Genomic DNA, 17,972 nt, shown 5'->3' on the forward strand with positions numbered 1-17,972 from the left:
TCAGACACGGCCTCCCACCCCTCAGCATGCGCCTCCCCTCCATCCGGCGGAACGCCGGGGGTTGACCAGCCGTGTGGCGTACAGCACGGTCGCCGGCTGCATCGTGAACGTCTCCCCGCCGTCGAATTCAAGGCGCCTCCCGCCGCGAGGCAGGGCCAGCAGGTTGCGGACGGTGTACATCCGCCCGCCGATCGCGATCTCGTCCCCCACGAGGACCGTGGTCGCGTCCACCGTCACCGGCACGTGCACCCCGCCGGTCACCGCGGCCCCCCTTTGAGCCGGCCGTTCTCCGCGGTCCGCGCGTTGGCCTCGCGCACTCGCTCGCGCAACTCACCCAGGAGAGCGCTCTCCTCCTCCTCTTCCATCCGCTCCATCCGTTCCTCCGGAGGCGTCTCCTCTGTGGCCACGGCATCCCTCCTGAGCAGGAAATCCGACTGTCCGGTGTGCGTACGCTGCGTGCCCGGGGCATCACTAGCTGAGCACGGAAGGGGCGGCCAACGCCCGCGTGAACGGGAGCTGTTCAGCCCCGTTCGCCCGCACGTTTCTCGAACACAGGAGGTCAGGGCCATGAGCGAAGAGACCCCGGCGGAGCACATGAACGACCTCACGCACCTGGGCGTGGAGATCAGGGAGGCCCGGGAAAACCGCAAGCTGACGCAAAGGCACCTGGCCCGCGCGGCGGGCTACTCGGAGAGCTACGTCAGCAAGGTGGAGTCGGGCACGGTCCTGCCCAGCGAAAAGTTCGTCGCCGCCTGCGACACGTCCTTCGGCACGAACGGCCTCTTCGCCCGCCTCCGCGAACGCATCGTCAAACGCGGCCACCCGACGTGGTTCCAGCCTTACGCCCGCCTGGAGCGCGAGGCGAGCAGCATCCTCAACTACAGCGCCAACCTGGTCGCGGGCATCCTGCAGACGGGTCCTTATGCCCGCGCGGTCATTCGCGCCGCCTTCCCGCGAGAGGCGGACGAGTTCGTCAACGAGCGAGCGGAGGCGCGGCTACAGCGACGGGAGGTCATGAAGCGGGAGAAGCCGCCGCTGCTGTGGGTCGTGCTGCACGAGGGGGCGCTGCGCACCAGGGTGGGCGAAGACCACCACATGCGGGAGCAGTTGGGCCACCTGCTGAAAGAGGCCAAGTCCCCGCACGTGGTCATCCAGGTCCTCACCTTCGACGCGGGGGCGCCGCCTTCGGCGGAGAGCTTCACCCTCCTCTCATTCGCCGGGCGTTCCGGCGTCGTGTACTCGGATACGCCCATGGGCGGCCAGGTCTCCGACGCCGAGGAAGCGGTAACTTACTCTCGTACGGTCTTCGACCGGCTGCGCGCGGCAGCGCTGTCGCCCGCCGCCTCGTTGGCCCTCATCCGCCAACTCATGGAGGAGTATCCGCAGTGACTGCTCATCCCGATCTCACCGGCGCGGTGTGGGTGCGCTCCAGCTACAGCAATGGCCTGGGCGGCGAGTGCGTCGAGTTCGCCCCCGACGTGGCCCGCGCCACCGGCGCCGTCCCGGTCCGCGACTCCAAACTCCCCACGGGCCCCGCCCTGTTCATCCCGGCCCCGGCCTGGCGTTCGTTCATCACCGCCGCAGCAGGGGCAGCGTCCTAGACCGCCGAGGGGGCGGACGGTCGGGAGGGCATCGTCCCGATTCCGGTGGAGGGATACGGGCAGACCGGCCGCGCACCCAGCCGGGTCGGTGTACGTGCGCTCTGATCCGGGAGGTCTTTTCCGCCGGGGTTCATGTCGCGAAACCGCCAGTGCGCGGGCCTGTCGGTGTCTAGGGTCGCGGGCATGTCGCAGCAGAGCCGCACCCTTGTCGAGAGTGCCTGGAGGGCGTTCGCCAGCCACGATGCCGAGCGGATCGCCGCGGTGTTCGCCGAGGACGCCGAGTGGCTCGCGCCCGCGGGGAACGCGACGGCCGTCGCGCTGGGGGCGCCGAGTCACATGGTGGGCAGGGAGGCGATCGTGCGCTTTCTCGCGGAGGACTTCCGCCGCCTGTTCGCGCGCGATGTCACGGTCACCTTTCGCGGGTTTCATGCCGATGGCGAGCGGGTGGTGGTCGAGGAGACGATGACGGCGACGCTGGCCGACGGCGGGCAGTACGCCAACGACTACTGCTTCGTCTTCGAACTCCGGGACGGGCTGATCCACCGGGTCCGCGAGTACATGGACACGGCCCGCGCGCACCGCATGATCTTCGGCGCGGCCCCGCGGTAGTCGCTCCAGCCCCCCCGGACGGGAGCGGCGGTCCCGGACGGACACGGCGCCGACCGGGACCGCGGACGCGGGCGGCGGCCCGGGCGTCACAGGGGGCGGTACGTGAGGACCGCGATGCCGGAAGGCAGGATCGTGGAGTCGGTCAGGGCGAGCCGGGCCGCGGTGCCGGGCGCGAAGAGGAGGTCGCCGGTGCCGACGAGGAAGGGGTGGAGCCACAGGCGCAGTTCGTCGATCAGGCCGCGGTCCAGGAGGGCTCGGGACAGGGAGCCGAAGCCGTACTGCACCAGGCGCAGGTCCTTCTCCTCCTTGAGGGAGGCGACGTGGTCCGCGACCCGGTCGGCCAGGACGGTCGTGGCGTGCCAGCCGGCCTCGGCGAGCGTGGTGGAGGCGACGTACTTGGGCATCGCGTTGATGCGGTCGCTGTAGGGGTCGCCGGATCTCTCCGGCCAGGAGGCGGAGAACACCTCGTAGGTGCGCCGGCCCATCAGCAGGGCGTCGGACTCCAGCAGCAGGTCGGTCTGGAGCTTCAGGGCGGCCCCGCCGTCCTCGCCCGTGGAGGGCCAGTCCTGGGGGTCTCCGATGACGCCGTCCAGGGTGAGGTAGGTCGAACTGACCAGGTAGCCCATCGCGTTATCCTCTCGGTTCCGAATCGGGTGCGCCGAGCGTGGCACGGCGGGCCGCTCGCGGGGAAAGGCCGAACGCGCATGACGGATGTGCGCGCAACGCATGACCGTGAGGGTGGGGGAGGGACGGACATGCGGGGTCGAGAAGACGGCGCGGGCAGGGCGGAGGGCGCCGTCCTGCCGCTGCCGCAGGCCCCGGAGGCCATCGAGCTGCGGCACCTGCGGGCGTTCGCCGCCGTCGCGGAGGAGCTGAGCTTCAGCCGCGCCGCCGCGCGCCTGTACCTCTCGCAGCCCGCGCTGAGCCGGCAGATCCGGGCGCTGGAACGGCTGGTCGGCTGCGAGCTGCTGCGCCGGACCACGCACCGGGTCGGGCTGACGGCGGCCGGGGAGGCGTTGCTGGAACGCACCCGCCGCATCCTGCTGGAGGTGGACGACGCTGTGGCCGTCACGCGCGCGGCCGGCGGGGAGGCCGCGGGCCGGATCGAGCGCCTGATGCGGCCGTTGACCGCGATCGCCACGACCGCCTGCCTGCCGGAGCTGCGCGAGGCCAACGAGGTGCTGCTCGCGGAGTTCCCCGTGCCCGCCGAGACCGACATCCGGCCCGTGAACGCGAACGGGGTCCCCTCCTTCGTCCTCAACTCCGGCCCCGAACGCCCCGCCACGCTCCTCTACCTGCACGGCGGCGGCTACACCATGGGCTCCGCCTACGGCTACCGCTCCCTGGCCGGGGCCCTGTGCGCCGCCGCCGGGACGGCCGCGCTGCTGCCCGAGTACCGCCTGGCGCCCGAGAATCCCTACCCGGCCGCCGTGGAGGACGCCGTGCGCGCCTACCGTTGGATGCTGGAACGCGCCCCCGGCGCGGACTCGTTGGCCGTGGCGGGCGACTCCTCGGGTGGCGGGCTGGTGCTGTGCCTGCTGGCCGCGCTGAAGCGGGAGGGCCTGCCCCTGCCCGGTCGGGCCGTGCTGCTGTGCCCGTGGCTGGATCTGAGCTGCCGGCACCTGGCCAACTCCGCGCCCCAGGCGATGCTCACGGTGGTCCGGGCCGCCGCGCGGGACTACCTCGCCGGGCACCCGGCCGGCGACCCGCTGCTCGACCCGCTCTCGGCGGACCTGGCCGGGTACCCGCCGGTGCTGGTGCAGGCCGCCGACGCGGACGCCCTGGTCCACGAGGCGCGGCTGTTCGTCGAGCGCGCGCGGGAGCGGGGCGTCGAGGCGGTCCTCGACCTCTACCCCGTCGAGGAGCACGTCTTCCACATGTTCTGGTCCTTCCTCCCCGAGGCCGCGGACGCCCTGGCGAATGCCGCCGCCTTCCTCCGCTCTCCCGCCCCCGGGGCCTGGTCGGCGCGGTAAGATCCGCCGATCGGGTGGTGTGTGGCCGTGGGGCGAACGTGAGGGGGAGTCGTTGTGAAGGTGCTGCATGTGGTGACGCTGCACACGCCGACGCACGAGTTCGGGGGGCCGACGCGGGTCGCGCTGTCGTTGTGCCGGGGGCTGCGGGCCCGCGGCGAGCGGGCCGTGCTGGCCGCGCTGGGGGACGGGTTCCCGGGCGGGGAGGCGCTGCCGCGCGAGGTGGAGGGCGTTCCCGTGCGGCTGTTCCAGGCCCGGCACGTGCTGCCCCGCTTCGAGGTCAGCGGGATCACCTCGCCGGAGCTGATGGCCCGCGCCTGGGGTTACGTGCGCTCCGCCGATGTCGTTCACGTGCACCTGATGCGGGACCTGATCACGCTGCCGCTGGCCCTGATCGCGCTCCAGGCCGGGAAGCCGCTGGTGCTCCAGACGCACGGCATGGTGGATCCGACGGAGAAGCGCGTGGCGCAGGTCGTGGACCGGCTGGGCGTGCGGCGGGTGCTGCGGCGGGCCGACGCCGTGCTGTACCTCACCGAGCGGGAGCGCCGGGAGACGGCCGAGGTGGTCGCCCCGCGACCCATCGCCCCGCAGTTCCGGCTGGTCAACGGGGTCGCCGCGCAGGCGGAGCGGCGCCGGACGCAGGGCCCGCCGCGGGTTCTCTACCTGGCCCGGGTGCAGGCCGGGAAGCGGCCGGAGGACTTCGTGGGCGCGATGCCCGCCGTGCTGGCCAAGCACCCGGACGCCCGTTTCGTGCTCGCCGGGCCCGACACGGGCGCGCTGGCCGGGACGCTCGCGCGGGCCGAGGAGCTGGGCGTGCGCGACTCCCTGGAGCACCCCGGGGCGCTGGACGGCCGGGAGCGGGTGATGGCCGAGCTGCGGCGGGCGGACGTCTTCGTACTGCCCTCCGTGCAGGACGCCTTCTCCGTCTCCGTGCTGGAGGCGATGTCCGTGGGAACGCCCGTGGTGGTCACCTCAACGACCGGCCTGGCGCCGGACGTTGCCCGCGCGGGGGCCGGGCGGGTCATCGACCCCGGATCCGAGGCCGTCGCGGAGGCCGTCCTCGACCTGCTCGACCCGGCGGCCAACGAGGAGGCGTCCCGGGCCGCCTTCGCCCTGGTCCGCGAGGAGTTCACCATCGACGGCGTGATCGACACCCTCCTGGACGTCTACCGCCGCGTGCGCCGCTGAGGGGCCCCGGCGGTCCGGGGCGCGCCATCGGCTTTTTCACCATTCGGTCACGAAGGCGGCATCAGGGGCCGCAAGGCCGTTGCGCCGTGCCTAGGGTGAGGGGGCGTCAGGAAGCGGCCGAGGGGCGTGTGAAGAGGGCGGCGGGGAAGGGGAGCCCACATGACGGGGGACAGACCGCCGGTCTTCGAACGCCAGACGGTGATCCGGCGCGTGCACGCGCTGGCCCAGCCCGGGTACCCGCTGCCGGGGGGCGAACGCCGCCCCGTCGTCTACGTGCAGGGCGGGCGCGGCTACGGCAAGACGCTGCTGCTCGACCTGCTGGAGGACTGGGTCAGCCAGTATCTGCCCTCCGGGCGCGCCGACTTCGCCGACGGCAGGCACGAGGAACTGCCGCACCTCCTGTCCGTGCTGGCCGGGCAGCTCACCCGGTACCGGCCCGGATACGGGCGGCTGCGCTTTCCCCGGCTGCTGATCGCCCTGCTCGCGCTGGAGGAGGACCTGCGGCCGTACCGGTTCGACGAGGCCCGCCTGCGGCTGTCCGAGGCGCTGAAGCAGCGGCGCAACGGGATGTGGCCGCAGCGCTTCCTGGGCGAGCTGACCGAGCAGCCGCCCGAGGTCCAGGTGCAGGTCCCCTTCGTCATCGCGCTGGTGCGGCTGCCCGTCAACGCGCTGGTCGCCCTGGTCGGCTTCACCTTCCCCGGGCGCGCCCAGCGCTGGTTCGGTCACCGCGACAAGGGACTGCCCCATAAGCCGCTCGACACCCTGATCGAGCTGAACCGCTGGGCGCACACGGCCCGCGAGGACCCGTCGGGACCCGCGGGCCGGGAGGCCGGGGAGCGGATGGCCGGTCTGCTGTGCGAGGCGTTCCTGGCCGACCTGCGGGACAGCCCGCGGCGGGTGCGGGCGCGCCAGACGCCCCTGTTGCTGCTGGACAACGCCGACGCCCCCGCGGGCCGTGATTTCCTGCGGTGGCTGATCGAGTCCCGGCCGGCGCTGGGGGAGGGGGACCGGGCGGAGCCGCTGACCGTGGTGGCCACGGGCCGCGAGCCGCTGCCGGAGATGGCCGACGGGCGGGTGGCGGAGGCGGAAACGGCCGCGCCGGACGCGGAAACGGCCGCGCCGGACGCCGCCGGGAGGGCCGCGGGTCGGGCCGGCGGGACCGGCCGGGCGGGGGCTCCCGTGTGGCTGCGCTACCGGCTGCCCGACCTGACCAGGCCCGACATCCAGCGGCTGCTCGACGACGCGGCCGGCGGCGAACGGGTGGACCGGCGGCTGACCCGGCTCGTCCACGAGTTCACCGCGGGGCACCCTCAGGCGGCCGGGCTGCTGGCCGAGGTGGCCGCGCGCCGGGCCGGGCGCGGCGGATCCTCCGGCGCGCCCGAGTCGGTGGCGGCGCTGCTGACCTGCCCCGCGCCGCAGGGCCACGGCCGTGGCGCCGCCGGCGCGGGCGGCCCCTGGGGAGCGGGGCCCGCCGCCGACGGGCCCCGGGCGGCGGGCCCCGGCCGGGGGGACCCCCACGCGGGGGAGGGCGGCGCCCGGGCGCGGTCCGCCGAGGAGTGGCTGCTGGCCCGGCTGCTGCCCGTGGAGGAGTCCGGCGTCGCGGCCTTCGCCCGCTGCGCCGCGGCCCGCACGGAGGCGGACGGCCTGTGGCTGAGCCATCAGCCGGACCTGGTGGCCGCGCCGTGGGGGCAGCGCGTGCGGCAGGCAGCGCCCTGGCGGGCCTCGGGGGACGCCGGGACGGCGGTGCTGCGCCGGCTGCTGCTGCGCCGCCTGGCCGCGGCGCCGGGCGACGGGCGGGGCGGCGGGCCCGACGATGGACCCGGCGAGGGGCCGGGCGGCGGCCCCGGCGGCGGGCCGGGCTGGGAGGCGGTGCACGGCCGGCTGCGCGACCAGTGCCGGGCCAACGGGGACCTCGCCGGGGAGCTGCACCACGCCCTGGCCCTCGGCGAACTCGCCGGCGTGGCCGAGCGGCTGGCCGCCCTGCTGCCCCGGACCCCGGGCCGCGAGTGGCTGGCGCTGCTGCGCGCCGCGGCCGGCGTTCCCCTCGGGGCGGAGGCGGCGGCGCCCTCGCCGCCCTACGAGCTGTTCGAGCGCCTGGTGCGCGACGCGGTGGGCGAGGGCGCGGACGACACGGTCACCCGGGTCGTTCACGTGGTCGCCGCCCTGCGCATCGTGCGCGACCCGCTGACCGGGCTGCGCCGGCGCCTGCTGTACGACCAGATCGCCACCGCCCTGGGCGTGCTCGCCGCGGCCCAGCCCCGCGACGGCCTGGTGCTGCTCCAGGAGGCGGTGACCGAGTACCGGGAACAGGCCGCGTGGTGGGCCTGAAGCGCCGGGGAGTGCGAGGGCGGCACGGTCCGGGCCCGGCTCCCGGTCCCCGGCCGGGACCGGAAACGAGAGGAGCGGAAGGCAGATGACCCCCACGTCCCGCACGGGCCGCACGCCGGGGAGCCGCCCGGGGCGGAACCCGTTCGAACCCCCGGGGCGCCGGGTCCGCAAGGCGGTGGCGGTCCTGCTCGCCGCCGCCCTGGCCGCCGGTCTCGGCGTGCTCGGCGTGCGAGCCCTCCTCGCGGAGGGCGGCTGCCCTGGCGGCCAGACCCGGGAGGGCGGCCAGTGCCTCGGCGTCACGGACGGCTCGCACCCCTTCCTGCCCACGGCCGGAGGCGAGGCCCTGGGGGAACGCTTCCGGCAGGTACAGGAGCGGATCCTGACCGAGAACGAGCGGGTCGCCGCCGGCCCCGACCGCTCCGTGAAGGTCGGGCTGCTGGCCACCCTCACCCCCGACGGCGAGGGGCCGCAGTCCCCCGAGCGGGTGCTGCACGCGCTGGAGGGGGCGTACACCGCGCAGATGCGCGCCAATCACACCCGCGAACTGGGCGACCCGGCGCCGCTGATCCAGCTCTACCTGGCCAACGCGGGCGCCCGCCACGAGCGATGGCAGGCCGCCGTGGACGGGCTGGTGGAGCTGGCCGACGGCCCGCAGCCGCTCGTCGCGGTCGTGGGCCTGTCCATCAGCACGGAGGCCAGCCGGGCCGCGGCGCTGGAGCTGTCCGGCCACGGCATCCCGGTCGTGGCTTCCTCGGCGAGCGGGGACCAGCTCAACTCCGGCGAGGTGCCCGGGCTCGTCCGCGTCACCGCCACCAACACCGACTTCGTCAACGCCCTGCGCACCTACGTCGCCGGCCGGGAGGAGCTGCGGGAGGCGGTGCTGGTGCACGATACGCAGGCCCCCGACCTGCACGTGCACTCCCTGACCGAGGCGTTCCGCACGGTCATGGCGGAGCAGATCGGCAGCAATCCGGAGCAGCCCTTCGAGGGCACCACGACCGAGGAGTCGCCGCGGCCCGCACTGGTCGACGCGGCCGTGCAGAACACCTGCGCCATGGGCGCGGACATGGTCCTCTTCGCGGGCCGGACCCACGACCTGGACACCTTCCTGGAGGCCCTGGGCAACCGGTCCTGCCGGGAGGACCCCATCAGCGTGCTGTTCGTGGAGACCGGCCCGGTGATCGCCGAGCACCGGTGGCCCGACCTGACGGCCGGCCGCATCACCGTCGTCCAGGCGTCCGCCATGGACCCGGCCTGGCTGCGGGAGGAGGGCACCGGGACCGCCCCGGAGGGATTCGCGGCCTTCCGCGCGCGGTTCGGCGAGTACGTCGCCTCTGACGGGGACGCCGCAGGCGCGGGCGCCGAGACGCCGGAGGAGGGACTGGCGGACGGCTACGCCGCCGCGAACCACGACGCGCTCGCCGTGGCCGTCCGCGCCCTCCGCCTCGCGCACGTCCAGGACCCCGACGCGGAGCTGACGGGCGCCTGGGTGCGGGACGCCTTCTTCCTGCTGCATCTGGACAACGCGGTGCGCGGCGCGAGCGGCACGCTCAGCTACACGAGCGGCGGGGAGGGAGCCCCGGCCGGGAAGCCGGTCGCGCTGATCGAGGCGCCGCCCGGCCCCGAGCCGCCTCCCCCCTACATCACCCCGGACCGCTGATCACCGGGCGCCAGCCCCCGGCCGTTCACCCCGCCCGCCCGGGCAACGGCCGGGGTCAGAGGTCCGGTTCGCGGGACTTGAGGCCGATCTGCCAGCGGTAGAAGCTCATCGCCAGCGCGTAGTCGAAGCCCGCGCGGCCGTCCAGGAAGCCGCGGCGGTAGACGTAGGCGTAGGCGAAGGACAGCAGCGGCTTGAACGGGGCCTTGTGGAAGAGCTGGCCCTGGCGCGTCTTGGCCGTACGGATCTGCTCCCGGACGTCCGGGTTCTTCTCCAGCCACGCCTCCCAGTCCGAGTACCGGTTGTGCCGCTCGAACCAGGTCCGTACCGGGTCAAGATCCATGTGCTCCAGGGGGGCCTTCAGCCGCACGACCGGGTCGGCCAGCGGCTGGTAGTGGCCCTCCTGCTCGCCCATCCCCGGCGCGTCCAGGTCGTCCGGCTCGGGGAAACGGGCCCGGGTGCGGTCCAGCAGCGCCCGCTTGACGATGGTGTAGCCGTGCCGCAGGCGGCGGCCGGCGAACCAGTACCCGAGCGGGATGTCGAAGGCCGCCGGGCGCACCGGCCGGCCGTCCAGGAAGATCCTGCGCAGCTCGGCCAGCAGCTCGGGGCTGGGCATCTCGTCCCCGTCCACGAACAGCACCCACGGGATCTCGGTGCGCACGTGGTCCAGGCACCACTGCTTCTTCTTGGGGTACTTGCCGTCCCAGACGTAGGGAACAATCTCGGCGCCCTCCGCGGCGGCCAGCTTCCGGGTGTCGTCCGTGCTGTCGGAGTCCACGACCACCACCGCCTGGAAGTGGTCGACGACCGACCGGACCGTGCCGGTGATGTTGGCCGCCTCGTTCTTGGTCGGGATCACGACCGCGATGGGCAGCCGGGGGCGTTCGCTGCTCTCCGTCACTGCTCTCCCTCGCCGAGCAGGTCCGCGAACTCGGGGCAGAGGTGCGGGATGGCCTCCGCCGCGCCCGGCACCTCGCCGTCCGCGACGGCCTCCGCCACGCCGTCCGGGTCGTGCCGCTGAAGGTAGCCCACCCGGTCGCACGCCTCGTTGCCCAGCTCCAGGATCGCGCCCGGGTCGGTGCCCTCGGGCACGCGGTCGGCCAGGTACTCCCGCTGCTCCTCGGTGAACTCGCCGCCCCCGGGCGGGGTCAGCTCGTCCTCGGGAACGGTCTCCTCCGGGATGCCGTCGTCCTGCGACCCCCCGGCCGCCTCCTCCTCGGGGGAGGAGGCTGCCGGGGAGGACCCCGCCTCGGGGTCCTCCTCCCCGCCCCCGCCGCTGCACGCGGCGAGGGGCGCGAGGAGGAGGACCGCCGAGAGGGCCAGGCCGGACGCGGTGAGGCGTCGTCGCATCACGGCGCCCCGAAGGTGAGCACGAGCTGCGGGCGGTACCCGGCGTTGTTCGCCTCGCCCGACCACAGCCACAGGCTGTCCGTGCCCGCGCTGGTCAGCGCCAGGTCGACCGACCCGCCGAGCGCGCCCTCCAGCGTGGCCAGGTCCAGCGGGACGGTCTGGACGCTGCCGGGACTGTCCGGCGCCGCCAGCGTCCCGATGACGCCGTCGTCGAGGGTGGGGCGGGTGGCGTAGGTGGTGGTGTCCTCCGACCAGCTCCCGGTGATCTCCCGGACGTCGAAGGAGTCCGCCGACCCGGCGAACGAGTCCCCGGTGACCGTCAACTGGAGCGAGGCGGCCAGCAGGGTCTGGCCGGAGGGCGCCGCGGGCACGTCAAAGGCCAGGTAGCTCTCGTAGGCGGAGGAGCCGCGGACCGCCAGCTGCGCGTGCGATCCGTAGTTGGAGCCGGTGGACGCGCCGTTGACGTAGGTGTCCGCGGTCGGCTCGACCGCGGTCACCGTGTCGGTGGGCGCCGAGGCGGCCTGGTAGTGGGCGGCGATCCGGCTCGCGGAGAGCTGGACGTTGTACACGGCCGTCTCGTCCATCCGTCCGGAGAAGTAGTCGCTGGAGGGCCGGCTGGACCAGCCGAAGAGGCTGTCGCCGCCGCTGCGCCACCAGCCGGTGGTGTTCCGGGCCGAGGTGATCAGGACGTTGCTGGCCACCTGCTGGCCGTCGACGTACAGGCGCATGCCACTGGCGCCGACGGACGCCGCCACGTGGTGCCAGTCGCCGTCGTTGTATGACTGCGAGCTGGTGATCGTCCAGCGGGTGTTGCTGGAGTTGTACACCCCGAAGACCAGGCGGCCGTCGTTGCGCATGTAGATGTTGTTGTCCCGGTTGGTGCTGTCCTCCAGGATGCGGTTGCCGAACCCGAGGAGCCGGCCGCCCTGGTTGGTCGTGGTCTGGAACCACGTCTCCGCCGTGAACCGGGTCAGGCCCGAGTAGCGGCGCTCGCTGTAGGTGTACGAGTCGGTCCCGTCGTATCCGATCCCGCGGGCGTCCGGGCCCGGCACCGCCCCGGGGCTGACCCCGCGCTGCGGGCCGCCGCGGTGCGCGCCGCTGGCGTTGTGGCCGGAGGCGTCCGCGGCGAAGTTGTTGGCCGTCTCGTTGTAACGCCAGTACAGCAGCGGGTTGTCGGCGCGCACCGCGTCCGCGTAGGGCTCGCCGCCGGTGGTCACGGTGGCCGTCACGGGCGCAGACAGGGCGCTGGTGTTGCCGGCCGCGTCGGTGGCGGTGACGCGGTAGCTGTGCGTCTCGCCGGCGGTGACATCCGTGTCCTCGTAGACGAGCTGCGGGCGGCTCCACGGCATCGAGGAGGCCGACACGGTGTGCACCGGCGTCGCGCCGCCGTCGCGGTAGACCCGGTAGGTCAGCTCGCTGTCGTCCAGGTCCTGGCTGGGGCGCCAGGTCACGTCGATCTGCCCGGCGTCCAGGCTGCTGGCATAGGTCTCCGGCGTCGAGGGGTTGCCCGTGTCGGGGCCGGTGGCGAAGCGGGTCAGACCCCACTGCGGCTGGCCGTTGACGGTGGTGAAGCCGCCGCCGACCCACAGGAAGTCCCGCTCCTCGCCCGGCACGTCCTCGGCGACCGCGATCACGCGCGGGCCGACCGACTCGCCCAGGCCGTCGTTGGTGTTGGGGAACCAGCCCAGCTTGGCGCCGTCGCCCACCGACTGGCCGAAGAGGTGGTAGCGCGGCTGGTTGGGGAACTCGCCCATGCTGGAGCAGTCGTGGGCGTGGTGCCCCGAGTACAGCACGTCCTCGTGGACGGCCACGGCCTGGGTGGCGCCCAGGCAGGTGTCGCGCCAGCGCTCGTTGAAGTCCGAGAGGTTCAGGGCGATGCGGCCGTCGAACACGCCGCCGCCGGAGCCCTCGTTGCCCGTGTAGAAGCTGGTGTCGTCCACGGCGAGGGACTGCACCGTCGAGTTCTCGTGGATGAAGCCCGTCGGGTAGGTGCGGACGTTGGCGCCCGTGCTCGCGCGGACCACGGCCAGCGCGTGGGAGTTGGCGCCGTTCATCCGGAAGAAGTCGCCGCCCAGGACGACGTTCTGCCCGTCCGGGGTGATGGCGATGGCCTTGCCGACCTCGTCCGCGTCGGCCCGCCAGGTGGTGACGGCGCCGTCCGAGGCGTTCACCGCGCCGAAGTAGGAACGCGAGACGCCGCTGAGCTGCGTGAAGTCCCCGCCCAGGTACACCCGGTCGTTCGTGGCCGCGATGGCGCGGACGATGCCGTTGGCCGCGACGGGGAACGGCTTGCGCGTGCAGGAGGGAATGTCGAAGGCCGCGACGCTGCTGGCGCCCTGGCCGTTGACCGAGCCGAAGGTGCCGCCCGCGTACAGGGTCTGGCCGTCGGGGGAGACGGCCAGCGCGCGGATGGTCGCGGTGCCCGAGCCCACGGTGAAGTCCAGGTCGCAGTCCGCCACCGGCTCGCCCGTCGCGGCGTCCAGCGCCACGAAGTTGTCGGCCGGCTGCTCCTGGGTGCCGGAGGCGGCCCCCGGCGGGCGGATCGTGGAGAAGGTGCCGCCGGCGTAGATCACGCCGTTGGACTCGGCGAGGGCCCAGACGATGCCGTTGGTCTGCCAGGTCGGCAGGTCCTCGGCGGTCATGGTCAGCGGCGGGGTCAGGGCCTCGGCGCTGTCGGCGCCCGGCCCGTCCGTGCTCGCGAGCACTCCCGCCCCCACGGCCAGCGCCGCCCCCAGCGCCACGACCCGGCCCCACCGGCCGCGCAGCCGGTGGCGCGCCTTCCCCGGGCGGGTCGCGTCGCCCTTCGGCGCGCGCCGCGCCCGGCGGCGAGCCTTCCGCGAGACGGCGACGCGCGCCTCGTCCTCGCCCGTCAGGTCCGACGCCGGATCGGCCGCGGCGCCGGCCGCGTCCTCGCCCTCGGCGTGGCCGGTCCCCGCCGCGCCGGCGTCCCCGTCCGGAGCGGACGCTTCGTCTCTGACGTCCGCCGGCCGGTCGCCGTCGTCCATCGCTTCCATCGACTCACCCATTTCCACAAGCCTTACCGTTCAGCGCAGTTAGTGACCAACGGAACCGGGCCCTGGTTGTGCCTGCGGAGGCACCAATTCCGTCTCGGTCCCGGCTCCTTCCGATCACCGGTTGGTCACCGCGTTTCCTTGCTCTCCCCCAGGCTCCGCCCGGGGGGACTCCCAACTCCGCCCGCGCGGCACTCTGCGGGCCTCATGCGTATGTGCGGCCCGGCAGCCGCGCTGGGGGTACCTCCCTCCCCCGGGCTTTGCCCGGGGGGACCCCCACGCGGGGGCGCGTCGCTCACCGATCGATCCGCACCCGCGCGCCGCTCAACTCCGCCTCCAGGGCGGCGATGTCGGCCTCCACCATCAGCTCCGCCAGCTCCCGCCAGCGCACCGCCGGCTCCCAGCCCAGCAGCTCGCGCGCCTTGGCCGGGTCGCCCACGAGCGCGTCCACCTCGCTGGGCCGCTCGTACTTCGCGTCGAAGCGCACGTGCTCGGTCCAGTCAAGACCGCCGGCCGCGAACGCCGCGCCCAGGAAGTCCCGCACGGTCGCCGGAACGCCCGTGGCCACCACGTAGTCGTCCGGCCGGTCGCGCTGGAGCATCAGCCACATCGCCTCGACGTACTCGGGCGCGTAGCCCCAGTCCCGGACCGCGTCCAGGTTGCCCAGGTACAGGTGCTCCTGGAGCCCGGCCCTGATCCGGGCCACGGCCCGGGTGATCTTGCGGGTCACGAACGTCTCGCCGCGGCGCGGGGACTCGTGGTTGAAGAGGATGCCGTTGACCGCGAACATGTCGTACGCCTCGCGGTAGTTCACCGTGGACCAGTAGCTGAAGACCTTCGCGACGCCGTAGGGGCTGCGCGGGTGGAAGGGGGTCCGCTCGTTCTGCGGCGGCGGGGCCGCGCCGAACATCTCCGAGGAGGACGCCTGGTAGATCCGGGTGTCGATGCCGCTGGCGCGTATCGCCTCCAGCAGCCGGAGCGTGCCCAGGCCCGTCACGTCCGCCGTGTACAGCGGCACGTCGAAGGAGACGCGGACGTGGGACTGGGCCCCGAGGTTGTAGACCTCGTCGGGCCGCACCTCGCGCAGCAGGTTGACCAGGGCCACGCCGTCGGAGAGGTCGGCGTGGTGCAGGACCAGGGCGCGGTGGGGCTCCTGGGGGTCCTGGTACATGTGGTCGATGCGCTCGGTGTTGAAGGTGGACGAGCGGCGCACGAGGCCGTGCACCGTGTACCCCTTCTCGATCAACAGCTCGGCCAGGTAGGAACCGTCCTGACCGGTCACGCCAGAGATCAGCGCGGTCTTGCCCGCGGTGGTGCTCATCGGCGATCCCCCAACTTCGTGATATATGCCACAGAATGGCGGTGGGCGTGGTGTGTGCGGCCGGTGGTGGCCGGCCCTGGGCTCAGCGGCGTGGGACCGGAGGGCCCGTGCCGGCGCCGGGGGCGCCGTCCGCGGTGAACGGGCGGTGACACCTGCGGGCCGCCTGGCACAATCCGGTGCCATGACGACACTGCTGGAGCCCGGAGCCCGCGTCTTTGTCGCGGGCCACCGCGGTCTCGCCGGATCCGCCATCGCTCGCGCGCTGACGGAGGCCGGTCACGAGGTGCTGACCAGGACCCGGGACGAGCTGGATCTTCGGGACGCGGAACGGACCCGGGCATTCCTGCGCGACGCCCGGCCGGACGCCGTGGTGCTGGCAGCCGCCACGGTGGGGGGGATCATGGCGAACCAGCGGTTCCCGGTGCCGTTCCTCGAAGACAATCTCCGCATTCAGCTCAGTGTCCTGGCCGGCGCTCACGCGGCCGACGTGAACCGGCTTCTCTTCCTCGGCTCGTCGTGCATCTATCCCAAGCTCGCCCCGCAGCCCATCCCGGAGGAGGCGCTGCTGACCGGGCCGCTGGAGCCGACCAACGAGCCGTACGCCCTGGCGAAGATCGCGGGGATCTCCCAGGTGCGCTCCTACCGCCGGCAGTTCGGCCGCGCGTACATCGCGGCGATGCCGACAAATCTCTACGGGCCCGGGGACAACTTCGATCCCGAGACCTCCCACGTGCTGCCCGCCCTCATCCGGCGCTTCCACGACGCGAAGGCCGCCGGCCGCGAGGAGGTGACGCTGTGGGGCACCGGCACGCCGCGCCGGGAGTTCCTGCACAGCGCGGACCTGGCGGCGGCCTGCGTGCTGATGCTGCGCGAGTACGACGACGAGATCGCGCTGAACGTCGGCTGCGGCGAGGACCTGACCATCGCGAGGCTGGCCGCCACCATCGCGGAGGCGGTCGGCTACACCGGCCGCGTCGCCTGGGACCCGGCCAAGCCGGACGGCACGCCGCGCAAGCAGCTCGACATCACTCGGCTGCGCAAGCTGGGCTTCGAGCCCTCGGTCCCGCTGGCGCGCGGCATCCGCGAGACGTATGCGTGGTGGCTGGGTCATTCTCAAGGCTCTGATCGTTCCGTGGGCTCCTAGGCGGCCGGGTCCCGCCCGTCCGCGTCCTGCTGGTCCATCTGCTCCCGGGGGTCCGGGGCCCGCTACACGCGGGGCCCGGGCCCCCTCCTAGTACGCCCCACGGCCGTCGGCCACGGCGCGCAGGGTGCGGGTGAGCACGTCGAGGTCGGTGGTCAGCGACCAGTTGTCGGCGTAGGACAGGTCCAGGGCCAGGCCCTCGTCCCACGACAGGTCGGACCGCCCGCTGACCTGCCACAGTCCGGTCATGCCGGGCTTGACGCCGAGCCGGCGCAGCTCGACGGCGCCGTAGGCGGCGACCTCCTCGGGAAGCGGCGGGCGCGGTCCGACGAGGGCCATCTGCCCGCACAGGACGTTCCACAGCTGCGGCAGCTCGTCCAGCGAGGTGCGGCGCAGGACCCGGCCCAGGCGGGTGACGCGCGGGTCGCGCCGCATCTTGAACAGCGGCCCGGAGGTGTGGTCGTTGGCCGCCTCCAGCTCGGGGCGGCGCAGCTCTGCGTCGGGGACCATCGTGCGGAACTTCCAGAGCGTGAACGGCCGTCCGAGGTGTCCGACGCGGGTCTGCCGGAAGAGGACGGGGCCGGCCGAGTCCAGGCGGATCGCGGCGGCCAGCACGAGCAGGGGTACGGCCAGCAACAGGAGCGCCAGCGCGGCGGCGGCGCGGTCGAGGGCGGCCTTGAGCGCGGGCTGGAGGCCGTGGCGCAGCGGCGGGTCGACGTGCAGGAGGTTCAGGCCCGCGGCGGTGGAGACCGAGAGGCGGTGCGGGCCGACCTCGGTCAGGCCGGAGGCGAGGGCCAGGTCGTATCCGGCGTCCTGCACGGCCCAGTTGAGCCGGCGCAGCCGGTCGCCGGTGAGGCGCGCGCCAGGCAGCACCAGGACCAGGTCGGCGTCGTGGCGGTGGGCGGCGGCCAGGACGGCGGGGCCGTCGGTGCCCTCGGGGATCAGGTAGCCGGGCCCGGCGTCCTCGCCCGCCTCGGCGGGGCCGGAGGGCGCCGAGGGGGGAACGGCCGTGGCGGCGGCGGTCCCGGAGAGGGCCGGGGCCGCGTCGGCGGCCAGCCGCCCCAGCTCGGGGACGCCGCAGGTGGGGGCCTCGTGCCCGGCCAGCACGGCGCCTATCACCAGGTAGGGGTGGTCGGTCCGGGCGGCGAGCTGGGTGACCGCGAGGTCCACGGGGCCGGCCTCGCCGACGACCAGGACCCGGCGCAGGGCGTGCGCCAGGTGCCTGCGGCGGGTGAGGTGGGCGTGGATGCCGGTGCTGGTGGCGGCGGTGATCAGCAGGGCCGGGGTGAGGGCCAGCAGCGCGGCCGAGACGGAGGAGCCCTCGCCGGTGACCGCGCGCAGGCCGGCGAGCAGGCCCAGCAGGAGCAGCCAGTCGTGGGCGGCGGCCAGCAGCCCGCGGGACTCGCCGAGCCGTCCGGCGGCGTACCGGCGGTGGCCGGCCCGCACGGCCAGCCAGGCGGCGGTGGCCACGCCGGCGGCGGCGGCCGGGCGCGGCTGGAAATCCAGGGCATAGACGGTCAGGACGGGGAGGAGGACGCCGAGCGCGTCGGCGGTCACGGCGATCGTGCGGTACCGGCGGGCGGCGCCGGCGGGACGGGCCGGGCGAGCGGCGGGAGCCGGGGAGCGGAACCCGGCGGAGGCCGCCGCGCGCGGGGCTCCGCCGGCGCGAGGGGCCCGGCGGGTCGGCCGGGCCCCCCGCGCGGCCTGTGAACGATGCATGAACCCCCCTATACACGAGATGGCGGCGACGCGGGGACGTTGTGAAGACGATAGGCGACAAAGAAGGCGCGCCTTCA

16 protein-coding genes are annotated in these 17,972 nt (G+C 74.2%); 8 read left to right on the plus strand and 8 right to left on the minus strand.

Going from position 1 to position 17,972, the window contains the following annotated elements; genetic code table 11:
* Positions 1-21 precede the first annotated feature (21 nt).
* Entirely contained in the window at positions 22-261 is a 240-nt protein-coding gene (locus RM780_RS04455) for a hypothetical protein (RefSeq protein ID WP_311629132.1), read from the minus strand.
* Positions 258-407 (minus strand): hypothetical protein, encoded by a 150-nt coding sequence (locus RM780_RS04460; RefSeq protein ID WP_311629133.1) that lies wholly within the window; start codon positions 405-407, stop codon positions 258-260. The genes RM780_RS04455 and RM780_RS04460 overlap by 4 nt, the downstream gene beginning before the upstream one ends.
* Positions 408-567: 160 nt before the next feature.
* On the opposite strand from RM780_RS04460, the gene RM780_RS04465 reads away from it, so the two are divergent.
* The 3 genes from RM780_RS04465 to RM780_RS04475 all read left to right on the plus strand — a co-directional run bounded on the left by RM780_RS04465 (position 568) and on the right by RM780_RS04475 (position 2,210).
* The gene (locus RM780_RS04465) at positions 568-1,389 is read left to right on the plus strand and encodes a helix-turn-helix domain-containing protein (RefSeq protein WP_311629134.1); all 822 of its coding nucleotides are present in this window, start codon (positions 568-570) and stop codon (positions 1,387-1,389) included.
* Entirely contained in the window at positions 1,386-1,601 is a 216-nt protein-coding gene (locus RM780_RS04470; protein WP_311629135.1) for a DUF397 domain-containing protein, read from the plus strand. The genes RM780_RS04465 and RM780_RS04470 overlap by 4 nt, the downstream gene beginning before the upstream one ends.
* 183 nt (positions 1,602-1,784) lie before the next feature.
* Entirely contained in the window at positions 1,785-2,210 is a 426-nt protein-coding gene (locus RM780_RS04475) for a nuclear transport factor 2 family protein (protein ID WP_311629136.1), read from the plus strand.
* An 86-nt stretch (positions 2,211-2,296) separates the two neighbouring features.
* Here the strand turns inward: RM780_RS04475 and RM780_RS04480 are convergent, their stop codons facing one another.
* Complete coding sequence (locus RM780_RS04480) at positions 2,297-2,836, minus strand: dihydrofolate reductase family protein (RefSeq protein ID WP_311629137.1); 540 nt, start codon at positions 2,834-2,836, stop codon at positions 2,297-2,299.
* A 129-nt stretch (positions 2,837-2,965) separates the two neighbouring features.
* Here RM780_RS04480 and RM780_RS04485 point away from each other — a divergent pair, with 129 nt between their 5' ends.
* The 4 genes from RM780_RS04485 to RM780_RS04500 all read left to right on the plus strand — a co-directional run bounded on the left by RM780_RS04485 (position 2,966) and on the right by RM780_RS04500 (position 9,356).
* Positions 2,966-4,183, plus strand: a complete 1,218-nt coding sequence (locus RM780_RS04485) for an alpha/beta hydrolase fold domain-containing protein (protein ID WP_311629138.1) — start codon at positions 2,966-2,968, stop codon at positions 4,181-4,183.
* A gap of 54 nt (positions 4,184-4,237) precedes the next feature.
* Complete coding sequence (locus RM780_RS04490) at positions 4,238-5,368, plus strand: glycosyltransferase (protein ID WP_311629139.1); 1,131 nt, start codon at positions 4,238-4,240, stop codon at positions 5,366-5,368.
* A 159-nt stretch (positions 5,369-5,527) separates the two neighbouring features.
* Positions 5,528-7,696 (plus strand): hypothetical protein, encoded by a 2,169-nt coding sequence (locus RM780_RS04495; protein ID WP_311629140.1) that lies wholly within the window; start codon positions 5,528-5,530, stop codon positions 7,694-7,696.
* Between the two features lie 85 nt (positions 7,697-7,781).
* Positions 7,782-9,356, plus strand: coding sequence for an ABC transporter substrate-binding protein (locus tag RM780_RS04500; RefSeq protein ID WP_311629141.1), 1,575 nt, complete (start codon positions 7,782-7,784; stop codon positions 9,354-9,356).
* Between the two features lie 55 nt (positions 9,357-9,411).
* Here RM780_RS04500 and RM780_RS04505 read toward each other — a convergent pair whose 3' ends face one another.
* From RM780_RS04505 to gmd, 4 genes are all read right to left on the minus strand, one after another.
* A complete protein-coding gene (locus tag RM780_RS04505; RefSeq protein WP_311629142.1) occupies positions 9,412-10,254 on the minus strand; it encodes a glycosyltransferase family 2 protein in 843 nt (280 codons plus the stop codon).
* The gene (locus RM780_RS04510) at positions 10,251-10,703 is read right to left on the minus strand and encodes a hypothetical protein (protein WP_311629143.1); all 453 of its coding nucleotides are present in this window, start codon (positions 10,701-10,703) and stop codon (positions 10,251-10,253) included. The genes RM780_RS04505 and RM780_RS04510 overlap by 4 nt, the downstream gene beginning before the upstream one ends.
* On the minus strand, positions 10,703-13,729 hold the full coding sequence (locus RM780_RS04515; RefSeq protein WP_311629144.1) for a LamG-like jellyroll fold domain-containing protein: 3,027 nt from the start codon (positions 13,727-13,729) through the stop codon (positions 10,703-10,705). The genes RM780_RS04510 and RM780_RS04515 overlap by 1 nt, the downstream gene beginning before the upstream one ends.
* Positions 13,730-14,009: 280 nt before the next feature.
* Positions 14,010-15,035: a GDP-mannose 4,6-dehydratase gene (gene gmd / locus RM780_RS04520; RefSeq protein ID WP_311629145.1), complete on the minus strand. Its 1,026-nt coding sequence runs from the start codon at positions 15,033-15,035 to the stop codon at positions 14,010-14,012.
* Positions 15,036-15,216: 181 nt separating this feature from the next.
* Here gmd and RM780_RS04525 point away from each other — a divergent pair, with 181 nt between their 5' ends.
* Entirely contained in the window at positions 15,217-16,179 is a 963-nt protein-coding gene (locus RM780_RS04525; protein ID WP_311629146.1) for a GDP-L-fucose synthase family protein, read from the plus strand.
* A gap of 87 nt (positions 16,180-16,266) precedes the next feature.
* Here RM780_RS04525 and RM780_RS04530 read toward each other — a convergent pair whose 3' ends face one another.
* Positions 16,267-17,733, minus strand: a complete 1,467-nt coding sequence (locus tag RM780_RS04530; RefSeq protein ID WP_311629147.1) for a sugar transferase — start codon at positions 17,731-17,733, stop codon at positions 16,267-16,269.
* Positions 17,734-17,972 lie beyond the last annotated feature (239 nt).

The organism is Streptomyces boetiae, assembly GCF_031845405.1.
Lineage (GTDB): Bacteria > Actinomycetota > Actinomycetes > Streptomycetales > Streptomycetaceae > Streptomyces > Streptomyces boetiae.